This window comes from Acinetobacter sp. NIPH1876 (assembly GCF_022808535.1).
Classification (GTDB): domain Bacteria; phylum Pseudomonadota; class Gammaproteobacteria; order Pseudomonadales; family Moraxellaceae; genus Acinetobacter; species Acinetobacter higginsii.
On record NZ_JALGBR010000013.1, the window covers coordinates 111740 to 137898 of the forward strand.

24 protein-coding genes are annotated in these 26159 nt (G+C 41.5%); 15 read left to right on the forward strand and 9 right to left on the reverse strand.

Going from position 1 to position 26159, the window contains the following annotated elements:
* Positions 1-42: 42 nt before the first annotated feature.
* From MN869_RS15225 to MN869_RS15235, 3 genes are all read right to left on the reverse strand, one after another.
* The gene (locus tag MN869_RS15225; protein WP_033133118.1) at positions 43-411 is read right to left on the reverse strand and encodes a hypothetical protein; all 369 of its coding nucleotides are present in this window, start codon (positions 409-411) and stop codon (positions 43-45) included.
* Positions 412-556: 145 nt separating this feature from the next.
* The gene (locus MN869_RS15230; protein ID WP_033133117.1) at positions 557-1798 is read right to left on the reverse strand and encodes an outer membrane protein transport protein; all 1242 of its coding nucleotides are present in this window, start codon (positions 1796-1798) and stop codon (positions 557-559) included.
* 262 nt (positions 1799-2060) lie between these two features.
* Positions 2061-2501 (reverse strand): universal stress protein, encoded by a 441-nt coding sequence (locus MN869_RS15235; RefSeq protein WP_033133116.1) that lies wholly within the window; start codon positions 2499-2501, stop codon positions 2061-2063.
* 248 nt (positions 2502-2749) lie between these two features.
* On the opposite strand from MN869_RS15235, the gene MN869_RS15240 reads away from it, so the two are divergent.
* Positions 2750-3040: a hypothetical protein gene (locus MN869_RS15240; RefSeq protein WP_005321921.1), complete on the forward strand. Its 291-nt coding sequence runs from the start codon at positions 2750-2752 to the stop codon at positions 3038-3040.
* Positions 3041-3147: 107 nt separating this feature from the next.
* Positions 3148-3639 (forward strand): DUF2505 family protein, encoded by a 492-nt coding sequence (locus MN869_RS15245; RefSeq protein ID WP_004654699.1) that lies wholly within the window; start codon positions 3148-3150, stop codon positions 3637-3639.
* A gap of 43 nt (positions 3640-3682) precedes the next feature.
* Here the strand turns inward: MN869_RS15245 and MN869_RS15250 are convergent, their stop codons facing one another.
* A complete protein-coding gene (locus MN869_RS15250) occupies positions 3683-3886 on the reverse strand; it encodes a hypothetical protein (protein WP_033133115.1) in 204 nt (67 codons plus the stop codon).
* A 132-nt stretch (positions 3887-4018) separates the two neighbouring features.
* On the opposite strand from MN869_RS15250, the gene def reads away from it, so the two are divergent.
* From def to MN869_RS15265, 3 genes are all read left to right on the forward strand, one after another.
* On the forward strand, positions 4019-4501 hold the full coding sequence (gene def / locus MN869_RS15255) for a peptide deformylase (RefSeq protein WP_004805557.1): 483 nt from the start codon (positions 4019-4021) through the stop codon (positions 4499-4501).
* A 116-nt stretch (positions 4502-4617) separates the two neighbouring features.
* The gene (locus tag MN869_RS15260; protein ID WP_005190294.1) at positions 4618-5895 is read left to right on the forward strand and encodes a glutaminase; all 1278 of its coding nucleotides are present in this window, start codon (positions 4618-4620) and stop codon (positions 5893-5895) included.
* Between the two features lie 109 nt (positions 5896-6004).
* Positions 6005-6385 carry an endonuclease domain-containing protein gene (locus tag MN869_RS15265; RefSeq protein WP_033133114.1) on the forward strand — a complete coding sequence of 127 codons (381 nt, stop codon included), beginning with the start codon at positions 6005-6007 and terminating at the stop codon, positions 6383-6385.
* A 370-nt stretch (positions 6386-6755) separates the two neighbouring features.
* Here the strand turns inward: MN869_RS15265 and metH are convergent, their stop codons facing one another.
* Positions 6756-10442 (reverse strand): methionine synthase, encoded by a 3687-nt coding sequence (gene metH, locus MN869_RS15270; RefSeq protein ID WP_243308546.1) that lies wholly within the window; start codon positions 10440-10442, stop codon positions 6756-6758.
* A 438-nt stretch (positions 10443-10880) separates the two neighbouring features.
* On the opposite strand from metH, the gene MN869_RS15275 reads away from it, so the two are divergent.
* The gene (locus tag MN869_RS15275) at positions 10881-12512 is read left to right on the forward strand and encodes an inorganic phosphate transporter (protein WP_005190284.1); all 1632 of its coding nucleotides are present in this window, start codon (positions 10881-10883) and stop codon (positions 12510-12512) included.
* Between the two features lie 123 nt (positions 12513-12635).
* Here the strand turns inward: MN869_RS15275 and MN869_RS15280 are convergent, their stop codons facing one another.
* The 3 genes from MN869_RS15280 to radA form a co-directional block, all read right to left on the reverse strand.
* A complete protein-coding gene (locus MN869_RS15280) occupies positions 12636-12791 on the reverse strand; it encodes a hypothetical protein (RefSeq protein ID WP_243308548.1) in 156 nt (51 codons plus the stop codon).
* 219 nt (positions 12792-13010) lie between these two features.
* Complete coding sequence (locus tag MN869_RS15285; protein WP_033134666.1) at positions 13011-13997, reverse strand: Tim44-like domain-containing protein; 987 nt, start codon at positions 13995-13997, stop codon at positions 13011-13013.
* A 95-nt stretch (positions 13998-14092) separates the two neighbouring features.
* Complete coding sequence (gene radA, locus MN869_RS15290) at positions 14093-15481, reverse strand: DNA repair protein RadA (RefSeq protein WP_004805571.1); 1389 nt, start codon at positions 15479-15481, stop codon at positions 14093-14095.
* A gap of 349 nt (positions 15482-15830) precedes the next feature.
* Here radA and MN869_RS15295 point away from each other — a divergent pair, with 349 nt between their 5' ends.
* From MN869_RS15295 to MN869_RS15320, 6 genes are all read left to right on the forward strand, one after another.
* Positions 15831-17339, forward strand: coding sequence for an alanine/glycine:cation symporter family protein (locus MN869_RS15295; RefSeq protein ID WP_005205053.1), 1509 nt, complete (start codon positions 15831-15833; stop codon positions 17337-17339).
* Positions 17340-17632: 293 nt separating this feature from the next.
* The gene (locus MN869_RS15300) at positions 17633-19045 is read left to right on the forward strand and encodes an amino acid permease (RefSeq protein WP_005205050.1); all 1413 of its coding nucleotides are present in this window, start codon (positions 17633-17635) and stop codon (positions 19043-19045) included.
* Between the two features lie 141 nt (positions 19046-19186).
* Positions 19187-19426: a lipoprotein gene (locus MN869_RS15305; RefSeq protein WP_005321941.1), complete on the forward strand. Its 240-nt coding sequence runs from the start codon at positions 19187-19189 to the stop codon at positions 19424-19426.
* Between the two features lie 22 nt (positions 19427-19448).
* Positions 19449-20699 (forward strand): diaminopimelate decarboxylase, encoded by a 1251-nt coding sequence (lysA, locus tag MN869_RS15310; RefSeq protein ID WP_005205045.1) that lies wholly within the window; start codon positions 19449-19451, stop codon positions 20697-20699.
* 6 nt (positions 20700-20705) lie between these two features.
* Entirely contained in the window at positions 20706-21560 is an 855-nt protein-coding gene (dapF, locus tag MN869_RS15315) for a diaminopimelate epimerase (protein WP_005205043.1), read from the forward strand.
* A 74-nt stretch (positions 21561-21634) separates the two neighbouring features.
* The gene (locus MN869_RS15320) at positions 21635-22246 is read left to right on the forward strand and encodes an alpha/beta hydrolase (protein WP_033134665.1); all 612 of its coding nucleotides are present in this window, start codon (positions 21635-21637) and stop codon (positions 22244-22246) included.
* A gap of 43 nt (positions 22247-22289) precedes the next feature.
* Here the strand turns inward: MN869_RS15320 and MN869_RS15325 are convergent, their stop codons facing one another.
* Positions 22290-22901 (reverse strand): LysE family translocator, encoded by a 612-nt coding sequence (locus MN869_RS15325; protein ID WP_033134668.1) that lies wholly within the window; start codon positions 22899-22901, stop codon positions 22290-22292.
* A gap of 162 nt (positions 22902-23063) precedes the next feature.
* Here MN869_RS15325 and xerA point away from each other — a divergent pair, with 162 nt between their 5' ends.
* The 3 genes from xerA to MN869_RS15340 all read left to right on the forward strand — a co-directional run bounded on the left by xerA (position 23064) and on the right by MN869_RS15340 (position 26092).
* Positions 23064-23951: a site-specific tyrosine recombinase/integron integrase gene (xerA, locus tag MN869_RS15330; RefSeq protein ID WP_162180603.1), complete on the forward strand. Its 888-nt coding sequence runs from the start codon at positions 23064-23066 to the stop codon at positions 23949-23951.
* 438 nt (positions 23952-24389) lie between these two features.
* Complete coding sequence (locus tag MN869_RS15335) at positions 24390-25139, forward strand: electron transfer flavoprotein subunit beta/FixA family protein (protein ID WP_033134663.1); 750 nt, start codon at positions 24390-24392, stop codon at positions 25137-25139.
* Between the two features lie 17 nt (positions 25140-25156).
* Positions 25157-26092 carry an FAD-binding protein gene (locus MN869_RS15340; RefSeq protein WP_004771288.1) on the forward strand — a complete coding sequence of 312 codons (936 nt, stop codon included), beginning with the start codon at positions 25157-25159 and terminating at the stop codon, positions 26090-26092.
* The last annotated feature ends 67 nt before the right edge of the window (positions 26093-26159 follow it).

Sequence of the window (26159 nt, forward strand, 5' to 3'; positions counted from 1 at the left end):
TCATCAAGATTCGAGCTAAAAGTCTGCCATGTATTTTGAGCCTTAAAATAAATCGCTTAAATGGCAGCTTTTCGCTTCAGTCAGATTTTCAATGGAATCAACCAAGAGAATATTAATATCTTTTTCGCTTTTATACGCTGCAATCACTTCTACATAGATCGGCTGTTTTAGTTTTGTGGCTTTGGAGAGAAAACCTGATACCGCCTTTTGCTTAGACCAGTCCGCATCTTTCAACACATATTCATTCTGAGCAATATCGCATCGCGTTAAAATGGCTTTGTTATCCTGAATGGTTAGGGTGCCAATAAAAATATCCATGCTTTCTTTGGGATCAGGTGAATTGGCAAAAGTAGTAAAAGGAAAAACGAAGCTAGATATAAATATTGAAAAGACAAGAGGGATTTTTTTCATTGGATTTTTCCTAGAGATGACATTCATTATTAAAATAATGCTTTGAGATTCTAAGCTAATCCGCTGATTGAATGCCAGAAAAGAGCCAAGTAGGAGCAAGACTAGAGGTAGATCTGTTCCTACTTAGCATGATGAGTTTTTGTGACTAAAAACGATAGCCCATTTTCAAACCATAAGCGATTGCACTGTTATCTTTAAAATCGGCCTGTTCAGCAATGGGTTTAATTCCTGCTACAGGAATGTAATAGGTGCCGTCTTCGGCAATCACATCACCTAACCAGAAGTATTTAACGCCAGCCGCAATAAAGTAGTTCGGGGCAGGATTAAACTGAGCACCTAGACCAATCCCCCAAGACCCTTTGGTCGGATTCAATGTGGATGCAGGGTCGCCTGTACCAGAGTCCCAACTGACTTCAGTGGATGCACTCCATTTCTCAGTAAACTGATGTCCAAGTCCGACATTGACCGTCCATTGATCTTTTTGATAGCTGTCTAAATCAAAACCACCTGTATAGGTTCCTTCGCTGATTACGCCAGTGAGATACTCCGTCACTGCGCCAAATTGCGTCGGTCGAATATGAAAATCTTTCCAGTTGACCCAACGTAGATTGGTATAGAGCAGTGTGTCTTTATACACACCTGTTTGAAAATCAACATTCACCGATTGTGGCGTGGAAATTTTGGTTTTACTTGGGGTAGTCACTTCTAAAGGCTGACCGAACATGGTCTCAGTCACTTGCATATCGTGGTCGATCTTGGAGCGATAGGTCAGCGCAGCTTTTAAGGCAATCTCTGGGATTTGATAACTCAGGCCTGCCAGCCAACCGACTGCATGATCCTGTTTAAATTTGGCATCATAGCCATTAAAGGCTTCACTGTATGAATTACCACGCAGCGCGACATCACCTTTGACCGATTGATAGACAGCGCCGCCATAGAGTTGAACATTGCTAAAAGGACTGACACCCAAAATCATGCTAATGCTTTCAGTATCAACATTGACCGATGTGCCTTGCTGGGTAAATTCATTGTCCGAGAAGGTGTTATTCGATTGCATCGGATAGCGAATATCAGCACCAAAAGGCTGGTCATAGAGTAGACCAAAGCTGATTCGATCAGTCAGTTGAAGTTTGAGCGCGGCACTATAATATTGAAAGCTATTGCCCATATTGCCTGAGTTCAGGTTCTGTGGATCATTGACCAGTTCAGGACGATTACGGATTTTCCCCGAAATGTCAGCATCAACGGCTGTTGCACTGACTTCAACATAGTTACCATTTTCCAGAAAAGGGAGAATGGATTGTCCTGATTGGTCCAGTGCTGCCGCGTGATTCAATGTACTGATACATATCCCACACAGGCCAATCACCATTGGATTGAGTTTCATATTGATCATCCTTGTAAAACCGTGTCTTATTCTTAAACATGCTGTTTTTATTGACGGTCATTTTTTCTGGCGATAGTAAGCTGATTCGACTCACTATTTTGACTTGAAAATAAATGTCCAATTGCTAGTGAAGCATCTTTTTAAATCATGGAACAGGGTTATAAATGATCAATATGGGGGGCGAATCGGTCATCTATGCAACTTTGAGACAATAAAAAAACCTTGTATCGAGACACAAGGTTTTTTCAATTAAAGCAAATCGTTATTGCTTCACAATCAGCACTGGAATATGTGATTCTGTTAAAACGGCACGTGCCACACTACCCAGCAATAAACGTTTTACCCCTGTGCGGCCATGTGAGCCCATCACAATCAGATCTGCACCAACTTCATCAGCAACAAAGATAATGCCTTCACTGGCTGAACCATGATGAATTTTGGTATTCACCTGAATACCATCACGGACAAAGGATTGAGAAATGTCTTGTAGTTGTGTTTTGGCTTGTGCTTCGGCTTGCATAAAGTAATCGGTCACCGCAGGGGCAACTTGATAAAAATCCACACCGACAAATGGGTCAACCGCAACCACACTCAGAATGGTGACTTTTGCCCCAGATAGTTTTGCTAAAGAAAGCGCATGTTCGACTGCGGCATAGGAAATTGGAGAGTCATCAACAGGAACTAAAATATTTTGATAAGACATATTTACTCCTTATAGTTTATCGTTGTAAAAAATAGAAAACATAACAAGGTGATAACATATTGAGCCTGTGCTAGCAAATCAGCACAGCTTAAAAATATATGATAAAACTGAAAATAATGTAGAAAAACAGCGTATTCCGCAGCAAAATAGAGATATAAGAAAATCACTGTATTTTTGTAAGTCAGTTAAAGATTAGGCGGAAAGTTAACCATGCAATTCAAGCACAATTTAAATCAGAAGGACGCTTTGTGTTACTCAGTTTAGAGGCATTTAAACAACAAAAATTCGATCAGATGGCAGCTAAAATTATGGCCGATCCTGAGCACTACCTGACTTTTGATTCGGTTTCAGACTTTTACAAAGCGGCATGGTTAGATGAGTTTCCGCAAGGCACAAGATGGTCAGCTACAGGTTTGGATGATGGTGCGGAGCAGTTTTATGCGGTGATTGAATATGGGGATCATTATCTGTATATCAGTCGTATGGAGCGTGTCACGGTCAAATTAGGCATACGGCATCATTACAATAGAAATAACTAATCCGAGCAGTCATCCATTTTTGTCTGATCAGATTTAGAGATGCAAATGAGAATGCTATACTTTTGCGCAATGATGAAATCCTAATAAAACGAAATGGACATTTAAAAATGGCACATCAATTTACGGTTAATGAAACAATTCATGGTGTTTCAATTGAGGACTTTTCAAGACTGGTCGCGGATACTTCATTGCATGAAGCAGTGTGTAAGCGTATTCCAGGTGAAAATTTGGAAATTATCGAATCGAATATTCAGGGTGATATTTATACACTACGCCGTGAATATAATCTGGATGTTAATATTCCAGAGGTGGCGAAAAAATTATTAAAAAATGCGTTCCGTTTAAAACGTGCTGATATTACCCATTTGAAAAACTTAACCTCGACGGTTGAATTGGGTGCAAACTTACCTTTGGAAGCGAAGGGTGAGCGCAGTGTCACGGGTGACAGCGAAAAAGTGAATATCTCTTTAACATGGACTGTCAAAGTAAAAGTGCCGTTGATTGGTGGTATGTTAGAAAAGCATGCAGAAGGCGAAATCCGTAAATTCAGCACGCTTGAAATCGAGATCGTTGCAGATGAATTAAAGAAACACCTTTAATTTCTCAATGAAAGAAAGCTCTCCATTTGGGGAGTTTTTTTATTTAGAAGCGCAGAAAATAGGGAACAATTGAAAGCGCCACGCCAATGATACTGATCATGGCTGTGCTATCAATAAAATAGGTAAAGAGCATCAAGATAAGACCACATACCAAAGGCACGGTCATTTTCTGCTTTTTGCCATACATAAAATAGCCTAAGCCAATCGAGCTAAAGATGACACCTAGAAATAGTTGGGTTGCATTCATGTGCTTTGCCATTCATTATTTTTTTCGCGAATATATTATGACAAGATTCTTAAATGAAAATTATGGTAACGCGATAAAATATCCAATACGATAATATTCACTATTCGGTCAAAACAACGATAAGGGCGTGGGATGAGTGTAATTCTACCTGTAGCACAACGTGGTGAAGAAGTTTTAAAAATTAAAGCGGCAGCTGTCGCAAACGGGGAATTTAATAGTGAGTGGTTATTACAATTGGCATCTGCCATGCATGCGACCATGTTGGAGCGTAATGGTGTTGGGATTGCCGCACCACAAGTCTATATTTCTAAACGCTTAATTATTGTGGCATCTCGTCCGAATCCACGTTATCCCGATGCACCCGAAATGGATGCGGTAGTGATGGTCAATCCTGAGATTTTGGCATTTTCTCAAGAGTCTTGTTTAGGTGAGGAAGGCTGTTTAAGTGTGCCAGATGAGCGTGGGCAGGTTGAACGGGCGCAAGCGATAAAAGTGCGTTATTACACCTTACAAGGTGAAGTGATTGAAACCGCTTTTGAAGGTTTCCCTGCACGGATTGTTCAGCATGAAGTGGATCATTTAGATGGCATTTTATTTGTAGAACGTTTGAGTTAATTATGTATGTAAGCTCATAAAATCATTACAAAAGCTATAATTTTAATATGATCCGTACTCTGTACTATAAGCACTTATTTAAATTAAAACTTGAAACATTTAAAGGCTAGATGACCATGAAAACTCCACTTCCTGATTATTTGGCACATGTGATTGATGCCTGTGATATCGATAACAGTGGGCATCTCGCCGATTATATCCCTGAGTTAGCCAATGCCAATCCCGATCGTTTGGCGCTGGCCTTGTCTACCGTCGATGGTGAAATCTATTCCGTTGGGGATGATGAGATTGAATTTACGATTCAATCGATGTCTAAACCGTTTACTTATGCCTATGTGCTGCAACAGCTTGGCATTGATGCGGTATTAGAGAAAGTTGGGGTTGAACCTTCGGGCGAAGCCTTTAATGAAATTTCATTGGGTAAAGATCGCCGTCCTAAAAATCCGATGATTAATTCAGGTGCAATCACCACGCATTCATTGATTCCAAGTAAAGAGGATCTATCAGGCGCAGAAATTTTACGTCGATTTATGAGCGAGCTGGCAGGGCGTGAACTGCAATTTGATGATGCAGTATATGAGTCTGAGGTAAAAACAGCCTATCGAAATCTCTCGATTGGTTATATGTTGCGTACCGTCGGGATTTTGGAGTCCGATCCTGTCGATATTGTGAATGGTTATATCCGGCAATGCGCGATCTTGGTGACGGTCAAAGATCTAGTGAGGATGGGCAGTGTTTTTGCCAATGGTGGGGTTGATCCTAAAACTGGAAAACGCTTATTGAATCGTGCTGTGGTACGTCAAGTTCTGAGCGTGATGATGAGCTGCGGTATGTACGATGCCGCGGGGGATTGGCTCACAACGGTTGGTATTCCTGCCAAAAGTGGTGTCGCTGGCGGAATCTTGGGCGTGTTACCTGGTCAGGTCAGCATAGCGGCTTTTTCTCCTCGACTCGATGAACATGGCAATAGTGTACGCGGCATAGATATCTTGGAGCGACTCTCTCGTGATATGGGCTTGCATTTGATGGAAGGCACACCTTCCGCACAAACCATTGTGCAGAGTCATTATCGCACTGGAAAAGATGCTTCTTTGAGTGTCTATGTACTTCGCGGTGTATTGAAATTTACTGAAGCGGAAATGTTGTTACGGACGTTGCAATGTGAGCCTGTCAATAAAAGTTCTATTGTGATTGATTTAACTCAGATTTCCTTGATTCATGATGTCGGGAAACGGATGTTTCTGGAAGGCATTGATCGTTTGATCGATGATGGGCACACTTTGCTTTTAGTTGACCCTGAGCAGCGTTTGGATCATGCGCGAACGCATAAAGATCGAGTCTTGCATGTTTATCAGAATCTTGAAGATTTGATTGAGAAACATAAAGAGCTGTAAAGGCAAAGAACCTATATTTAAATGGTATAGGTTCTAAAGAGAGTTTATATATTGTGCTAGAGATGCTCGGATTTGGTTAAGCATGCGTCTGTTTTAAACGTAGGTATTGATGAAGCCTTATAATAAAAATCTAAAGCAAGCATCTCGAAATTTAAGAAGTAATATGACAGATGCTGAGCAACTGCTATGGCAAAGAATCAGACGTAAACAGATTTTAGGATTACAGTTTTATCGACAGAAGCCGATTCTAAATTTTATTGTGGATTTCTATTGTCCAGCAGTGAATTTGGTCATTGAATGTGATGGTGGGCAACATTATACCGAAACAGGGTTGGAAGCTGATCAAAATCGTGATCATGCTTTAAGTGAATTAGGGTTGATCACTTTAAGATTTAGTAATCATCAGATTTTGACTGAGATTGATGCTGTTGTAGAGCGGATTTATTATGTGGTTCGGCAAAGGTTAGAATCCCCCTCTTGCGAAACGTAGTTTCCCACCTTTTCAAAGAGGGACTTTACCGCGAATTGAATGTAGATATTGGATTCATGATACTCCCTCCTTTTTAAAGGAGGGTTGGGGAGGATTACAAGTTTCTGAATCCATTTTAGGTACAATAGCTGTATGTAGTTTTCTATGTATTTCCTTATATGTTATATAAAATTAATAATATTAAGCTAAGAGTCATGAGTATCACACTCAGAAAATATTTATTTTATAAATTATATATTTTTTATTTAAATATCAATTTAATCCCTCCCAACCTCCCTTTTCAAAGGGAGGAGCTGTCACGTAATTCATTTGATACGCAAAAGTTCCCCCTCTTTTTTAAAGAGGGGTTAGGGGAGATTAGAAGTCTAACTTAAGCAATCGAATCATCTAAATTTGGTGCTAACCAACGCTTCGCTTCATCCAATGTCCAACCTTTACGCTTTGCATAATCCTCAAGCTGATCTTGAGAAATCTTGCCTACGTTGAAGTATTCACTTTCAGGATGAGAATAATAGAAACCACTGACAGAAGAAGGCGGCATCATCGCAAAGTGTTCAGTCAACTTGGTACCGATCTTCGCTTCTGAACCTAACCAATCAAATAACACTGCTTTTTCAGAATGCTCTGGGCAAGCAGGGTAACCTGGCGCAGGACGAATACCGATATACTTCTCTTTGATTAATTCTTCATTGCCCAAAGTCTCATCAGCTTTATAGCCCCAGAATTCTTTACGGATACGCTCATGCAAGTGCTCAGCAAATGCTTCTGCAAAACGATCGGCCAAAGACTGAACCAAGATTGCTGAATAATCATCACCTTTGGCTTTATATTCATTTGCCAATTCTTCAGCACCGAAAATCGATACCGTGAAACCACCGAGATAATCGGTATTGTCTTTAGAAGTGCTAATAAAGTCCGCTAAAGATAAATTCGGTTTGCCTGTCACTTTGTCAGATTGCTGACGAATATGCTCAAAGGTATGCGTAACATTCTGACCTGCTTCATCAAACACGCTGACGGTATCCGCAGCTGTACGCTGTGCAGGATATAGACCAAAGACCGCACGCGCATCAAAACGATTATTCTCGATAATGTCTTTCAGCATCGCTTGAGCTTGGTTATACAAATCAGTTGCCGCTTCACCGACAACTTCATCTGTCAGGATTTTCGGGAATTTACCTGCCAAGCTCCAAGAAATAAAGAAGGGTGTCCAGTCAAAGTATTCAACCAAGGTCGCTAATGGATAGTTAGTAATAACTTGCGTACCTAAACGATTTGGAATCGGTGGCACATAGTTGTCATCCACCTTGAAACCATTTTCAATCGATTCAGCATAGCTGAGCTTGGCTGCTTTCGGTTGCTTGTTGGCTAGGCGTTCACGAATCTTGGCATATTCAGCACGGTGTTCTGCAATAAAATTGCCACGCATTTCTTTCGAGAGTAGGGTGGTTGCTACACCAACTGCACGCGAGGCATCGGCAACATAAATCACTGCATCGTTTTGATACTGCGGATCAATCTTCACTGCGGTATGGGCTTTTGAAGTGGTTGCGCCGCCAATTAACAGTGGAATGTTAAAGCCTTTACGCTGCATTTCTTTGGCAACAAACACCATTTCATCCAAAGACGGGGTGATCAAACCCGACAAACCGATGATGTCACATTTCTCATCAATCGCAGTTTGCAGGATTTTTTCTGCTGGTACCATCACGCCAAGATCAACGATGTCATAACCATTACAACCCAAAACCACACCCACGATATTTTTACCAATATCGTGTACGTCACCCTTAACAGTTGCCATCAACACTTTACCTTTGGATTGGCTACCTGTTTTTTCAGCTTCGATGTACGGATTCAGCCATGCAACGGCTTGCTTCATCACACGTGCAGATTTCACGACTTGTGGCAGGAACATTTTACCTGAACCAAACAGGTCACCAACTACGTTCATGCCATCCATCAATGCACCTTCAATCACATCAAGAGGGCGTTTGGCTTTTAAACGGGCTTCTTCGGTATCTTCATCAATATAGGTAGTGATACCTTTTACCAATGCATATTCAAGACGTTTTTCAACCGATTCATTGCGCCATTCAAGGTTTTCGGCTTCGCGTTGCGCGCCACTATGACCACGGAACTTCTCTGCCACTTCAAGCAGTTTTTCTGTGGCGTTTTGACCTGATTCACCTTGGTTTTGATTCAGAACAACATCTTCAACCGCATCTTTTAGTTCTTTTGGAATATCGTCATAAATCGCCATTTGACCAGCGTTAACGATCCCCATGGTCATGCCTTGTTTAATGGCATGGTAAAGGAATACTGAGTGAATCGCTTCACGCACAGGCTCATTACCACGGAAGGAGAAGGAGACGTTAGAGACACCGCCTGAAATCATGGCATGCGGCAAGTTCTGTTTGATCCAACCTGTCGCTTCAATAAAATCGACGCCATAGTTGTTGTGTTCTTCAATCCCTGTTGCCACGGCAAACACGTTCGGGTCAAAAATAATATCTTCAGCAGGGAAGCCCACTTCATTAACCAACACATCATAAGAACGTTTACAGATTTCACGCTTACGTGCAGCAGTATCGGCCTGACCTGTTTCATCAAAGGCCATTACAATAATCGCAGCACCGTACTGACGGCATAGGCGAGCTTTTTCGACAAACTCGTCATAACCTTCTTTTAAGGAAATCGAGTTAACAACAGGTTTACCTTGCACACATTTTAAGCCTGCTTCAATGATTTCCCATTTCGATGAGTCAATCATGATCGGCACACGAGAGATATCTGGCTCAGATGCAACGAGATTGAGGAAATGTACCATCGCATTTTGCGAATCCAACATGCCTTCATCCATGTTAATGTCGATGATCTGTGCACCAGCTTCAACTTGTTGCTGAGCTACTTCCAAAGCTTCGGCAAACTTTTCTTCACGAATAAGACGCAGGAATTTTTTTGAACCCGTGACGTTGGTACGTTCACCCACATTGACGAACAATGAATCATCATAAATGTTAAATGGTTCTAAACCACTTAAACGGCAGGCTGGTTTGGTTTCAGGAATTTGACGTGGCTGAATGTCTTTGACTGCATTATAGATGGCACGAATATGATCTGGTGTGGTACCACAGCAACCACCTGTAATATTGATCAAACCGCTTTCAGCAAATTCTTTAATGAATGCTGCCGTTTGTTCAGGTGTTTCATCATATTCACCGAAGGCATTCGGTAAACCTGCGTTTGGATGCGCGGAGACAAAAGTATCAGCAACATCAGCAATGGTTTTTACGTGTGGACGCATCGCGTCTGCACCCAAGGCACAGTTAAAACCGATTGAGAGTAAATCACCATGACGTACTGAGTTCCAGAACGCTTCAGCAGTTTGGCCTGTTAAGGTACGACCTGATGCATCGGTAATGGTGCCTGAAATCATCAACGGCAGTTCATGACCGATTTGTTTGAATACTTCTTTGACTGCAAAGATCGCGGCTTTACAGTTCAAGGTATCAAACACAGTTTCGATCAAAAGAATGTCTGCACCACCTTCAATCAAGGCGTGGGCAGCTTCAATATAATTTTCTTTTAATTCATCAAATGTAATATTACGGAATGCAGGGTCGTTAACATTCGGTGAAATCGAACAGGTACGTGAGGTAGGGCCAAGTACGCCTGCAACAAAACGCGGTTTCTCTGGGGTTGAATATTTTTCACATGCTGCTTTGGCTAAGCGCGCCGCTTCACGGTTGATCTCTGGAACAAGGTCTTCCATGTGGTAGTCAGACATTGAAACACGGGTGCCGTTAAAGCTGTTGGTTTCGATAATATCTGCGCCTGCATCCAAATAAGCTTCATGGATGCCCTGAATAATCTGTGGTTGGGTTAAAACCAATAAGTCATTATTGCCTTTAAGGTCTGATGCCCAATCTGCAAAACGTTCACCACGATAATCTTCTTCTTCTAGTTTATGGCGTTGAATCATGGTTCCCATTGCACCATCAATAATCAGGATGCGTTGGGTAAGAAGTGATTGTAGGGTGGTAAGCGTGGACATTCAGAAACCCCAGTTGATGATCAAGATAAAAAGCAGGGGCATTGTAACAGAAGCTAGGTCAAAGCGCGTATTTTCAGCAAGCTTGAACAGTGATTCATCGGGTCACTTAGAAAATGTCATAAAATGTTCATGAAGTTGTCACAATTGAATTGAATAATGCTTAAAAAGAAAACATCCAGTTCGAAATGTGACAGTCTAATGTCATATTTCGTAGCGTTTGTTGCAAAATCAGACAAACAGTTCTATCGCTGTTTTTAGTTTTATAATGCATTGTTTTTTATTGATTAAAGTAAATGTCGGAGCGGGTTTATCGCAAGAAAATACAAAAAAATGTGATGAAAACATGAAATTTTGGCTTTATGTGACAGCCCTTTGTCATATAATTGTCATAATTTAATTAAACAATACAGGGGATTTTATTATCCTCTAACCGTCTACATGAATTCTAATCTTCCTCCTGTTTCGGATTCACCGCTTGCCAGCTCTCAGGCAAAATCGACGAATGTACATGTACCAACACCGAAATTCTTTATGCCGGTGTTTTTGACAATTATTGTTGCAACACTGATTTATATCGGTTTTCAGCTCAGTGCTGATTTGGCACATGTACCGCCTTTAAGTTTATATTCAGTTATTCTTTTATCGACGGCACTTTTCATTGCTTTAGGCTTTGAATTTGTAAATGGTTTTCACGATACGGCGAATGCTGTAGCGACGGTTATTTATACCAATGCATTACCTGCTCCAGCAGCAGTGATGTGGGCTGGTTTCTGTAACTTCCTTGGGGTTATGGTAGCGAGTGGTGCGGTTGCATACGGTATTATTGCATTACTCCCTGTAGAAATGATCATGAATGTCGGCAGCGGCGCTGGCTTTGCGATGGTTTTTGCATTATTAATCGCGGCGATCCTATGGAATTTAGGAACGTGGTTTTTGGGGATTCCTGCATCAAGTTCACATACCTTAATCGGATCGATTTTGGGTGTGGGCATCATGAACCATATTTTAAATGCTTCAGCTGGCGCGACCAGTAGTGGTATTGATATGGATCAGGTGATTAAAGTTGGTAAGGCATTATTATTCTCTCCATTGATTGGTTTTGCATTTGCAGCAATTCTATTCTTGTTGGTGAAGAAAGTATTTAAACGCCAAATGGAGCTGTTTCAGCCACCAGAAGGTAACAAGCCGCCACCACCAGTGATTCGTGCAATTCTAATTTTTACTTGTACAGGTGTGAGCTTTGCACACGGTTCAAACGATGGTCAAAAAGGCATGGGTTTAATCATGTTGATCTTGATCGGGTTAGTTCCATTGGCTTATTCATTGAACAAAAATTTAGACGCGCAGCATTTACAGTCTTTTGAACAGCTTTCTTCAAAAACAGCGACGGTTTTAAACGTTAATCAAAACGAGCTGACAGATGAGAAAGCGCGTGAAGTATTAACTAAATATATCCAAACCAAAGAACAAACGGCTGAAGTTGTACCTGCGTTAGCAAGTATGACAGAGCACTTGGGTACACGTGTTGCTGGTTATGGCGATCTTAAGGCGATTCCTGAAGCTGCTGTTAGCGAAATCCGCAATGACATGTATTTAAGCACCACCACGTTTAAACGTTTAGATAAAGCTGAAGCTTTGCCAGAAATGGATAAAGACCAAGCTAAAGTTGTGAAAGAATACCGTAGTAGCTTGGATTCATTCCTTCAATACATTCCAAACTGGGTGAAAGTTGCGGTTGCTCTTGCGCTTGGTCTAGGTACCATGGTGGGCTGGAAGCGTATTGTTGTGACTGTCGGTGAGCGTATTGGTAAGAACCACATGACTTATGGTCAGGGCATGTCTGCTGAACTTGTAGCGATGAGTACCATTGCAGCAGCGGATGGTCTTGGTATGCCAGTATCAACCACACACGTATTAAACAGTGCGGTTGCAGGTACTATGGTTGCCAATAAGTCAGGTCTAAACTTCGCAACGGTTAGAACAATTCTGTCTGCTTGGATCTTTACTTTACCAGCAACGATTACCTTATCTGGTGGTCTATATTGGTTGTTCCTACAGTTTGTTTCATGATCCTAAATACTTAAAAAGATCAGATTTAAAGGCTTTGCTTCGGCAAAGCTTTTTTATGTCTGTACCTTTCATTTTTCTTCAAAATTGTCTGATTTTAGCTATGAGTTGTCCTTTTAAAGTGGGTCAGCGTGCCCTTGTCAATTTATGATGCGCTGAATGGCTGAATGGCTGAATGGCTGAATGGCTGAATGGCTGAATGGCTGAATGGCTGAATGGCTGAATGGCTGAATGGCTGAATGCAGTGTTAGCTTGGGATAAATGATCGCAATAAAATTGCATTTATTCCCCAAAAGAGGAATGGTTTTTCTTTGAGCTTATCCGTTAGTATCAATAGACAGATCGTGCTAGGTTGTGTTCTTTATTCTAATAATAAGTAATGTTGGTTCTGTTTACACTCCGCCATTCTCCGATATAGAGAGTGGCTTTTTTTAGTTTTGCTAAAAGCTAACCCATAAAAAAAGAGCTGTCGAAACAGCTCTCTTTGTCCAATCAAAGCAATTAAGCTTGCTGGATACCCGCAACAACCCAATCTTGTTGTGAGCCAGCAGGCTTCACAAAATGCCAGATTTCAGCAAATGGTTGTGGCAAGCTATTTAAGTCTTCACTGACTGTACCGGTAAAGCGAACGCTAACAAGATATTGACCATTTTCAGTGGTGCTTTCAACAACCATTGCATTGAGGTTACTGAATTCGGCAACGTCTTGGTCTTGGTTCGCCATAATGTCGCTGTACATTGAATTATAAAGTTCAGGTGTCAAATAACGACGAATTTCTTCGACATTGCTCGCACTGTTTACCGACTGAATGTGGTTAAAACGTTGACGTGCGATACGCAAGAATGCAGCAGGTTCAGTACCATCTGGTAATTGGTTACCACTACTCATTGATGCAGCACCAAATGGCGCTTGTGGAGCAGCAGCGCCACCAGCGACAGATTGACCAAAGATATTGGTGTTGTCAGTTGCTGCTTGACGTGTCGCAGGCTGAGGTGGGGTTTGACGGCCAAAGTTATTTTGACCGCCATTGTTTGGTGCGTATGGATTATTGGCTGCTAATTTTTTTTTTGCGCCTAATTTGCGGAAAACAAAGAAGGCGATCGCTGCAGCAAGAAGAACCCAAAGCCAGCTAGGAATGCCACCTTTTTCTTCCTGTTGCTGTGCTTGAGCATTAGCCTGTTGCTCAGTTGCTGTTGGATTTTGTTGCTTGTCATCTGCTAATGCATTGGCTGCAACTGCACCCACTGCAGCACCAGCTACACCCGCAGCAACCATTGTACCTACGCCTGGACCAGATTTCTGTGGTGCAGTTTGTTGTTGAGGTGCTGGAGCTGCTTGACGAGATGGCTGGTAAGATTGGCTAGATGAACTAGATCTGCTCATGCCGTGGCTTTTACCACCACCTGCACGTTTTGCTTCCGCAAGCGGTGCAGCAACCAAAGTTGCCATTAAAAGAGCTGCCATCAAGCCACGCTGGTGTACTTGCATCGAAAATTCCTATTTAAATCCAATTTGTAAATGTATTTATGCATGTATTTCGATGGAATTTCAATAACAAAAGTATGTTTTTTTATGTCAAATGATTACCCTAATTCATCACTTAGCTGCATGGCTTCAGTCAGGGCTTCATGCAAACGGGCTACAGCAATGATTTGTACGCCATCAATCGACTTTTGTGGTGCATTTCCTCGAGGTAAGATCACATACTTAAAGCCATGTTTTGCTGCTTCTTTTAGGCGTTCTTGACCATTCGGTACAGGGCGAATTTCACCCGAGAGCCCGACTTCGCCAAAGACTGCCAATTGCTGTGGCAAGGCTTTGCCTCTTAAACTTGAAGCACATGCCAGTAGTACCGCTAAGTCAGAACCCGTCTCGGTAATTTTTAAACCACCGACTACATTGACATAGACATCTTGTCCTGAGGTTTGTACGCCACCATGTCGATGCATGACTGCCAGCAGCATATTTAAACGGTTTTGTTCCAAGCCGAGAGCGACTCGACGGGGTTGCCCATGCGCATCATCAACGAGAGCCTGAACCTCAACCAGTAGTGGGCGCGTTCCTTCACGGCTAATCATTACGATAGAGCCCGGAATGGCTTCATCATAGCGGCTCAAGAAAATAGCCGATGGATTGGCCACTTCACGTAGACCTTTATCGGTCATCGCAAATACACCGAGTTCATTGACTGCACCAAAACGGTTCTTCACAGCACGTATCATGCGGTAACGAGAGTCAGATTGTCCTTCAAAATAAAGCACACAATCGACCATATGTTCTAAAACACGTGGACCCGCTAATGCGCCTTCTTTGGTGACATGACCCACCAGGAATAAAGCAGTGCCACTATTCTTTGCAAATCGAGTCAGTAGGGCAGCAGATTCACGGATTTGTGAGACCCCACCAGGTGCTGATTGTAATGTTTCGGTATATAAGGTCTGAATTGAGTCCAAAATTGCAACAGCAGGGCGTTCTTGTGCCAACACTTCGCAAATGCGTTCGACACAGGTTTCCGCCATCACCTTAAGTGAGTCTGTGGGTAGATCTAAACGTTGAGCTCGTAAGGCAACCTGTGAAAGTGATTCTTCACCCGTCACATAAAGTGCCGAACTTTTTTTACTGGCCATATGGGTGGCGGTTTGCAACAGGATAGTGGATTTGCCAATCCCAGGATCACCACCGATCAATACTACTGAACCAATGACTAGGCCACCACCAAGCACACGATCGAATTCGCTAATGCCTGTCGGAACACGGGTTTCATTGGAGACTGTAACTTGATTGAGCGTGGTAATACTGGCTGCTTGCCCCGCATAGCCGCCTATTTTAGGTTGACCACGATGGGTAACCACTGGTTCGACACGGACTTCCAGTAAACTATTCCATTCGCCGCATTCAGAACATTGCCCAGCCCATTTGGGATGATCTGCACCACATTGTTCACATCTGTAAACGGATTTAATTTTTGCCATAAGATAAAATTGAAAACTTTCTTAAAATTAGATAAAAAAGAGTCAGGACGAAAATTTCTAACAACGCTGATCGTTCTTTATAAGGATAAAACAAGAAGACAGTACGGTTTCGTCACTGGTTGGTTAAAGGGAAGTGCTCAGGAAAATAACATGATATACAACTTATAGACAGTGTGTTTTTAGCATTCATTTTTTTGTTCAATTCACTTTTTCCATGGATGGTATAGGTGTGTTCGCTTATTTGTTGTCATGAGATTTTGATCGAATGGCATAGATATTGCTCATGCTCAGACGAATGGGAATTTAGCAGTGGCTATTTTTTCAAAATATATAATAAAGGTTGATGTCTATGAGTGCAGCAGAAATTGTAAATTGGGTAAATGGAATTATCTGGAGTCCAGCGCTGATCTATTTATGCCTAGGTGCTGGTTTGTTTTTTTCTATTTTAACTCGGTTTGTACAGGTTCGCCAAATTAAGGAAATGGCAAAGCTGTTAATTAATGGTTCATCCTCCGCGCAAGGAATTTCCTCATTCCAAGCGCTGGCAGTCTCCTTATCTGGACGTGTCGGAGTGGGGAATATTGCAGGGGTGGCGGCAGCAATTGGATTCGGTGGTCCAGGTGCTGTGTTTTGGATGTGGTTGGTTGCATTTTTGGGTGCAAGTACCGCTTATGTTGAGTCAACTCTCGGTCAAATTTATAAGGTCGAATATCAAGGTGAATATCGTGGTGGACCTGCATTTTATTTTGACCGTGGCTTAGGCCAGCGTTGGTTAGGGATTCTCTTTGCGATTGCTGCAATTATTTCCTGTGGTTTATTCCTACCCGGTATTCAAGCCAATGCGGTCGGTAATGCGTTTACCCAAATTACAGGTCAGGGCGCCATCGTATTTGGTAATGTCGGTACTTATAAATTATTGGCCTTAATCGTGATTGTTTCTTTATTGGCAATCATTATTTTTGGTGGAATTAAACGTATTGCACGCTTCGCAGAGTTCGTTGTTCCATTTATGGCCTTGGGTTATATCTTGATGGCCGTGATTATTGTGGCGATGAATATCCAAGAATTGCCTGGCGTGATCAAACTCATTTTTGAAGATGCATTTTCGCCAATGGCAGGGATTGGTGCCGCCATTGGTTGGGGGGTAAAACGCGGTGTTTACTCCAATGAGGCAGGACAAGGTACAGGACCGCACGCTGCTGCAGCCGCAGAAGTTCAGCATCCAGCACAACAAGGTTTTGTGCAAGCCTTCTCCATTTATGTTGATACGCTATTTGTGTGTTCTGCAACAGCTTTTATGATTTTGATTACTGGTATGTATAACGTACAGGGTACTTTAGAAGCTGGGCAGTTTATCGTACAGAATGTTGCGCCTGGCACTGAGATAGGTTCACCAGCATTTACGCAAATGGCGGTTAGCACAGTGTTTGGTGGTTTTGGTCAGATATTTGTTGCCTTGGCAGTGTTCTTCTTTGCCTTTACCACGATCGTGGCCTATTACTATATTGCTGAAACAAACATCACTTATCTGAGCTATATCACCAAAACGCCATCTCTTTTATTTATCACCAAATGTTTCATTATGATTTCTGTGGCTTATGGCGTACTCAGTGCAACAGGTTATATTTGGGGGATTGGTGATATTGGGGTCGGTCTGATGGCATGGATTAATATCATCGGTATTATCGTGACCTATTTTGTATGGAAACCGACCATTAAGGCTTTACGTGACTATGAAGAACAACAAAAAGCAGGAGTTAAGGAGTTTACATTTGATCCAATTAAATTGGGTATCCGTAATGCAACTTTTTGGGAGGAGCGTCTCAAAAATAAACAGAAGCAAACTTCTAATGATTGAATTATAAATCAATATTTTCTTGAGTAGAAAAAGAGTGGCTTAAATCGCCACTCTTTAATTTTGAAGTACCTTTTTATGACTGATGAGTTGCCCTCATAAGTTCATTGTATTGTTTTGGCCTTGTGCGTATGATCGAATTCGATTGTATTTCACTTGAAAAAAATACAGGTAAAACATTTCTTAGCTAAAGCAAGCCCACTCATGAATAACGAGAAAAGATACTAAAAATGGTACGAATCGTTGTTCGGCGTTGTTTCAGCTAATGGACTAAAACACTGGAGAGTTTTTGTAAAATGTCGAATCAAAATCTGAGTGAGGCTGCTGAACAAAGCGGACTTCACCGTAGCCTATCTAATCGACATCTGCAGTTGATTGCGATTGGCGGTGCCATTGGAACAGGGTTGTTCATGGGATCTGGTAAAACTATTAGTTTAGCTGGACCATCAATTCTATTTATTTACATGACCATTGGTTTGATGGTGTTCTTCGTAATGCGTGCATTAGGGGAGCTATTACTATCCAACCTTAACTACAAATCTTTTATCGATTTATCGACGGATTTAATTGGCCCTTGGGCTGGTTATTTTGTTGGTTGGACCTACTGGCTCTGTTGGGTCACCATTGGTATCGCAGATTTATCGGCCATTATTTACTATCTGGAATTCTTTAATGGTGGTGAGTCATTTACACCATTGGGCGGTTTACTGATTAGTACTGTTGCGATTGCTTTTGTACTGGGCTTGAACTTGGTCACCGTAAAACTATTCGGTGAAATGGAGTTCTGGTTTGCGATGGTGAAGATCACCGCGATTATTGTCCTGATTGCTGTTGGTTTATGGATGATCTTTACTGGATTTACCAATGCTTCTGGTACGGTTGCAAGCGTTTCCAATCTTTGGACACATGGTGGCATGTTCCCGAAAGGTTTAGATGGCTTCTTGGCAGGCTTCCAGATTGCGATTTTCGCCTTTGTTGGGGTGGAATTGGTCGGAACCACGGCTGCTGAAACACAAGATCCGAAGCGTAACTTACCAAAAGCGATTAACTCGATTCCAATCCGTATCATTATTTTCTATGTATTGGCATTGTTCGTGGTGATGTGTGTAACACCGTGGGATCAGATCAATCCTAAAGTCAGCCCATTCGTTAACATCTTCTCACAAGCTGGTATTGCTTCTGCGGCGATTATCATGAACCTGGTGGTGTTATCGTCAGTGATGTCATCCATGAACAGTGGTGTATTCTCAACTAGTCGTATGTTGTTTGGTTTATCAACGGATGAGCAAGCACCGAAGTTGTTTGGTAAATTATCGAAGTCTGCAGTTCCTGCAAAAGCTTTGATTTTCTCATCAATCTGTATCTTTATTGGCGCATTCGTTCAGTTTGTTTATAAATTACAAACGGGCACCAATGATGAAGTGACCGCATTTACTTTAGCAACAACGCTCTCTACGATTCTGTTCATCTGTGTATGGATGATCATTATGTGGAGTTATATCAACTACCGCAAAAATCGTCCTGAACTACATGCGCAATCAACATTTAAATTACCTGGCGGTGTGTTTACTTGTTGGGTGGTGATTATTTTCTTCCTTGCAACGATCTACTTCCTTGCTTTGGATGAAACGACGTTGGAATCACTCAAAGTCAGCCCGATCTGGTTTGTTATCTTGGCAATTGGTTATTTCTTCTATAAGAAAAAGTAATTCTTTAGCCGATTTAACACAAAACGCCGACCTCAAAGTCGGCGTTTTTTTATGGTTATTGTTTGATTCATTCAAGTTTAGACTTTAGCCGATCTAATGATCACGCTATACTGCTCCGAATTGTAAAAGTTAGGTGCACAGATGCTTAAAGTCATTTGTTCTATCAGTGTGTTGCTGAGCAGCGTTATTTTAACTGCATGTGGTCAGTCAGGTGCATTGCAATTACCGTCTGATCAAAATCAGGATAAGCGCGCAAAATATCTGCTTTATAAAAATGAAGCAGCTCAGGCTAAGGCTTCATCTGACGCAAAAGCAGATCAAGCAGAGGTAGAACGCCAAGCAACATCGTCAACGACTCAATCACAGACCATCTCACCTTAAGTTTGTAAATAAGGACATCTTCATGAGTTTCACTCGCATTAATGGAGTATTGCACGCTGAGCAATGTTCACTGGATCAGCTCGCACAGCAATATGGCACGCCTTTATATGTTTATTCAAAAGCAACTTTTGAAAAGCATTATTTGGATATGCACCGTGCTTTTGATTTTATTGATCATCAAATCTGTTTTGCGGTGAAGTCAAACTCAAATTTGGCTGTTCTGAGTGTATTGGCAAAGGTGGGTGCGGGTTTTGATATCGTAACTGGTGGGGAACTGGCTCGTGTACTGGCAGCAGGCGGTGAACCATCGAAAATCGTATTTTCTGGTCTAGGTAAATCTGAAGCTGATATCGAAAAAGCCTTAAATGTTGGGATAGCTTGCTTTAATGTTGAATCACATGCCGAGCTAGATCGTATTCAAAAAGTTGCAGCAAAACTTGGCAAAAAAGCACCAATTTCGTTACGTGTAAATCCAGATGTAGATGCCAAAACCCATCCTTATATCTCAACGGGTTTGAAAGAAAACAAGTTTGGTATTCCAAGTGATACGGTTGATGAAACTTATCAATATGCTGCATCGTTACCGAATCTTGAGATTGTCGGGATTGATTGTCATATCGGTTCACAATTGACTGAAACTAAACCTTTTGTGGATGCACTTGATCGTGTCATTTTAATGATTGAGCAATTGAAAAGCTTGGGTATCAACCTCAAACATATTGATATCGGTGGTGGTTTGGGTGTGCGTTATAAAGATGAAACGCCACCAAGTGTTGAAGAGTATGCCAATTCAATGCGTCCAGCTTTAGAAAAGTTGGGTCTCAAAGTATATATGGAACCGGGGCGTAGTATTTCTGCCAATGCAGGTGCATTAGTCACCAAGGTAGATTTACTCAAACCGACCAATCATCGCAACTTTGCCATTATTGATGCCGCGATGAATGACCTTATTCGTCCTGCTCTATATGAAGCGTGGATGGATATTCAGTCGGTTAATCCAAATCCTGATGTTGAAGTTAAAACTTGGGATTTAGTCGGTGCCATTTGCGAAACTGGTGATTTCTTGGGTAAAGAACGTGAGTTGGCACTTCAGGAAAATGATGTCTTAGCAGTGTTGGGTGCAGGTGCTTATGGTTTCGTAATGAGCTCTAATTATAATAGCCGTGGTCGTGCTGCCGAAGTTATGGTCAGTGGTGATCAAGCCTATTTAATTCGTGAGCGTGAAACCATAGAATCACTCTGGGAAAAAGAGCATTTGTTGCCTGAGGAGTAAATTAAGATGTATTTAGAATTTACCAAAATGCATGGGTTGGGCAATGATTTTATGGTCGTTGACCTTGTGACCCAGCGTGCTTATTTAGATACAGTGACGATTCAGCGTTTAGCCGATCGTCATTTTGGCGTGGGTTTTGATCAACTATTGATTGTTGAACCACCTGATTTTCCAGATGTCGATTTTAAATATCGAATTTTTAATGCCGATGGTTCTGAAGTCGAGCAGTGTGGTAATGGGGTACGTTGTTTTGCTCGTTTTGTACATGAGCGTCAACTCACGACCAAAACCAAAATCCGTGTGCAAACCAAAGCAGGGATTGTCGAACCTGAATTGGGTGCCAATGGTTGGGTTCGCGTCAATATGGGGCCCCCGAAATTTCTTCCAGAAGAAATTCCGTTTGTTACGCAAGAGCATGAAGATATTGAAGGTTTATACGCACTGGAACTTGCAGATAATCAGAGCATTAATATTGATGTTGTGAATATGGGTAATCCGCATGCTGTGACCATCGTACCAGATGTGCTAACCGCTGATGTTGAGCGTATTGGTCCACAAGTGGAATCACATGCGCGTTTTCCTGCACGTGTGAATGCTGGATTTATGCAAATTCTGGATGAAAAGCATATCCGTTTACGTGTGTTTGAGCGTGGTGTAGGTGAGACTTTAGCCTGTGGTACAGGGGCTTGTGCAGCAGCAGTCAGTGGTATGCGCCGTGGTTTGCTAGCAAATGAAGTTGAAGTTCAGCTTGCAGGTGGTAAGTTACATATCGCTTGGCGTGAAGGTGATGTAGTTTGGATGACTGGTCCAACCACACATGTTTATGATGCCCGTTTGGATCTTAGATATTTTCAAGGCTAAAGTTGAAATCACTAAACACTCCTAAATAGGGGTGTTTATCTTTAAAAAGAAAATTATAATTTTAAAGGATAAGAATGAATCATTTAGCCTTTCTTGCGGGCGCATCAGGTAATACTCAATTTTGGAATCCTCTGATTGCACAGCTTCCTCATCATTATACAAAGCAAGTGATTACTTATCCTGGTTTTCATGGGGTGGCAACAGATCCTGATATTCACAGTTTTGATGATCTGAGCCATTATGTACTTGAACAGATTCAACAACCTTCTATTCTGATTGCCCAATCCATGGGTGGGATTTTTGCCATTGCAGCAGCATTACAAAAAACAGAATTAGTTAAAGGTTTGATATTGATCGCGACTTCAGGCGGAATTAATTTAAACCGATTTCAAGTTCAAGATTGGCGGCAGTTTTATCAGCAAGAATATATTGAATATCCTGACTGGTTCGTAACAACGAAAGTCGACTATGAGCAAAATTTACCAGATATCGATGTGAACACTTTATTGATCTGGGGCGATCAAGATCCGATTAGTCCGATTGAGGTTGGACAATATTTAAATCAGATTCTGCAAAAATCTAAACTCTATATTGTTGATGGTGGTGATCATCAGTTGGCAGAACAATGCGCTGATGAAGTCGGCATACAGATAAACGATTATTTAAAAAATTTAGAGCGTGATTGAAATTGCTATTGAGCGTGCTGATCACAGCACGCTTTTTTATTGTTTATCGTTTGCTGAATGCGAGTTTTAGCGCAAACAAAATAAAAATACTGCCTGTGATGTGATCCATGTAGCGAATAAATTTGGGCTGCTTTAAATACCCTGAAATTGATTGCATCGCAGAGATGAGGAAGATTGACCAAATAAATCCAATCATGACATGAATCATCACCAGTCCCATGGTCCAGATGACTGGAGATGAAGACTGTGGAATGAACTGGGGAAGGAAAGAAATATAAAAAATACCGACTTTGGGATTGAGCAAATTGCCCCAGAAGCCTTTAATAAACCAGTTTTGAGTCGTTGTAGAATCATTTAAACCTGCGAGTTGGCTACGAGGCTTTAGAATAAGATTAAGTCCTAACCACGTGAGGTAAATTGCCCCCATCCATTTTAAGGCATTGAAAGCCAGATCAGATGCCATCAACAATGCACCTAAACCACAGGCCACAATCATTCCCCATACAATACAGCCAAGATTAATCCCCAAAGCAGCTTGGAATGCTTTGGCTTTACCTTCCAAGGTCGCAGTGCGAATAATCAGTGTGGTATCTAGACCGGGAGTAATGGTCAAGAGGGTGATTGCGATGAGATAGGGAATAAGCATTGTTGTCATCATGGTAGCGCCACTCAAAACTTGAAATTTATTGTATTACACAGGCATCAATTCTTCGATATCGCTTTAGCGATAAATCGCAGTAAAGTTTGTTAGACTGTAGCTGTTGGTATAGGTATAACACTGGAGAGCAACTTGGAAAGCCCTGAAAAACTGCTATCCATGTGGTTAAAAGAACGGATGATTCAAAATCAATCTGAACATACCATCTCGGCTTATCAACGTGATTTAACCGATTTCTTTAAGTTCTGCGAATATAAACAACTGCAACTCCAAGATATTGAAGCATCGGATTTGAGAGAGTATCTGGCTAATCGGGTTGAACGAGATCAATTGAGTAGTAGTAGCTTGCAGCGTCATTTAACTTCAATTCGCCAATTTATGAAGTGGGCGGAACAAGGTCAATATTTGGGACAAAATCCATCCGAAGATTTTAAATTAAAGCGTCAACCACGACCTTTACCAGGCATGATAGATATTGAGACTGTACATCAGATCTTAGATCAAGTAGCTCCTGAGAAACCTCTTGAACAACAGCTATGGTTGCGTGATAAAGCCATGCTTGAACTGTTATATTCAAGTGGTTTGCGTTTAGCTGAACTACAAGGTTTAACAGTTAAAGATATTGATTTTAACCGACAGCTTTTACGTATTACAGGTAAAGGCAATAAAACGCGTATTGTTCCTTTTGGCTTGAAGGCCAAAGACAGCTTGGTTGAATGGTTGAAAATCTATCGAATTTGGCAAGGTAGTTTTAATGCCGACTCAGCTGTTTTTATCTCACAACGTGGTAATGCCTTAACACCGCGTCAAATTGAAAATCGGGTCAAGTTGCAAGCACAACGTGCAGGTGTGAATGTCGATTTGCATCCACATTTATTAAGACATTGTTTTGCTAGTCATATGCTATCTGCCAGTGGTGATTTGCGTTCTGTACAAGAAATGCTTGGACACAGTAATTTGTCGACTACCCAGATTTATACCCATGTTGACTTTGAACAACTGGCAAAAGTGTATGATCAAACCCATCCACGTGCGCAAAAAAGCTAAATCTTGATATATTATGTTGCAAAATTGAGCGTTTAATGGTCGACTACTTTTCCCGTTTATTTCTGGTATTCGTTTAATTGCTGTTCTTACTTAATTGCCACGTTTTTGCAAAATCCAAAACACTTGTAATTTTGCTAGAAACGATCCGTTACAGATCATCCTTATTTAAATCAAAATGCCTGTTTTAGATCATTGAATTTTATAAAATATTAAAAAAATCAAAGTTTAATATTCATCACATTTATAAACTAAATTTGTAGCACCAATAATTATTTTCAATATGTGAACTGAGCGTTTCATCTTTTTTATTGCCATAGCGGAAATTGTGACTTGACCGAAATGCCAAATACATTGCAAGATAGGGCACCTAAAAAGTTTCAATCGAAGAGTTAGAATGCTCTTCATTACATTTACTTGCTTAGAACAGCCGAGGATTACATGAAGGCTCTTGTCGCTGTAAAACGTGTGGTTGATGCCAACGTAAAAGTTCGTGTTAAGCCGGACAATAGTGGGGTTGACCTTACCAACGTTAAGATGTCAATCAACCCATTCTGTGAAATCGCAGTGGAAGAAGCGGTTCGCTTAAAAGAAAAAGGAACAGTTTCTGAAATCGTTGTTGTTTCAGTGGGTTCTAAAGACGCTCAAGAACAAATTCGTTCTGCAATGGCTTTAGGTGCTGATCGCGGTATTTTAGTTGAAACTGCTGATGAAGTTGGCGCTTTAGAAGTTGCTAAAATCTTGAAAGGCGTTGTTGATGCTGAAAAACCAGAACTTATCCTTCTTGGTAAACAAGCAATTGATGATGACTCTAACCAAGTAGGTCAAATGCTTGGTGCTTTACTCGGTGCTGGTCAAGGTACTTTCGCATCTGAAGTTAAAGTCGATGGCGGTAAAGTTCAAGTAACTCGTGAAGTTGACGGCGGTCTACAAACTGTTGAGCTTGCACTTCCTGCAATCATCACTACTGACTTACGTTTGAATGAGCCACGCTATGCTGCTCTTCCAAACATCATGAAAGCGCGTAAAAAACCGCTTGATACTAAGTCACCTGCTGATTATGGCGTTACAACAGGCACTAAGCTTAAAACAATTAAAGTTGAAGCTCCTGCTGAACGTAAAGCTGGCGTACAAGTGAAGTCTGTAGACGAGCTTGTTGAAAAATTGAAAAACGAAGCGAAAGTGATCTAATACAGAAGGATAAAATCATGAGTATTTTAGTTATCGCTGATCACAACAACCAGACACTTAACGGTGCAACTTTAAACGTTGTTGCGGCAGCTCAAAAAATCGGTGGTGATATTACTGTATTAGTTGCTGGTTCTGGCGCTCAAGCAGTTGCTGACGCTGCTGCTAAAGTTGCTGGTGTGAGCAAAGTATTACTTGCTGACAATGCTGCTTATGCAAACCAATTGGCTGAAAACGTTGCTGGCTTAGTTGCTGACATCGCGAAAGGTGGATACAAATACGTATTAGCTGCTTCTACAACGACGGGTAAGAACATTCTTCCACGCGTTGCTGCACTTCTTGACGTCAGCATGATTTCAGACATCATTGCTGTTGAATCTGCAAATACTTTCAAACGCCCAATCTATGCGGGTAACGCGATTGCAACTGTTCAATCTGACGAAGCAATCATCGTTGGTACAGTTCGTGGTACAGCATTTGATGCAGTTGCTGCTGAAGGTGGTTCTGCTGCGGTTGAAGCTGTTGCAGAGGCGAAAGACGCTGGTATTTCTACCTTTGTAAACGAAGAAATCGTGAAACTTGATCGTCCAGAGTTAACTGCTGCACGTATCGTTGTTTCTGGTGGTCGTGGTGTAGGTTCTGGTGAGAACTATCACAAAGTACTTGACCCATTAGCAGACAAGCTTGGTGCTGCTCAAGGTGCTTCACGTGCTGCGGTAGATGCTGGCTTCGTACCAAACGATTTCCAAGTGGGTCAAACTGGTAAAATCGTTGCTCCAGATCTTTATATGGCGATCGGTATCTCTGGTGCGATTCAGCACTTGGCAGGTATGAAAGATTCTAAAGTTATTGTTGCAATCAACAAAGACGAAGAAGCGCCAATCAACAGTGTTGCTGACTACTGGTTAGTGGGCGATTTGAACACTGTGGTACCTGAATTGGTAAGCAAGCTGTAATTTTATAGCCTGATACTTATTCAAACAAACGCCCTTGTGCTATACATTGCTCAAGGGCGTTTTTATT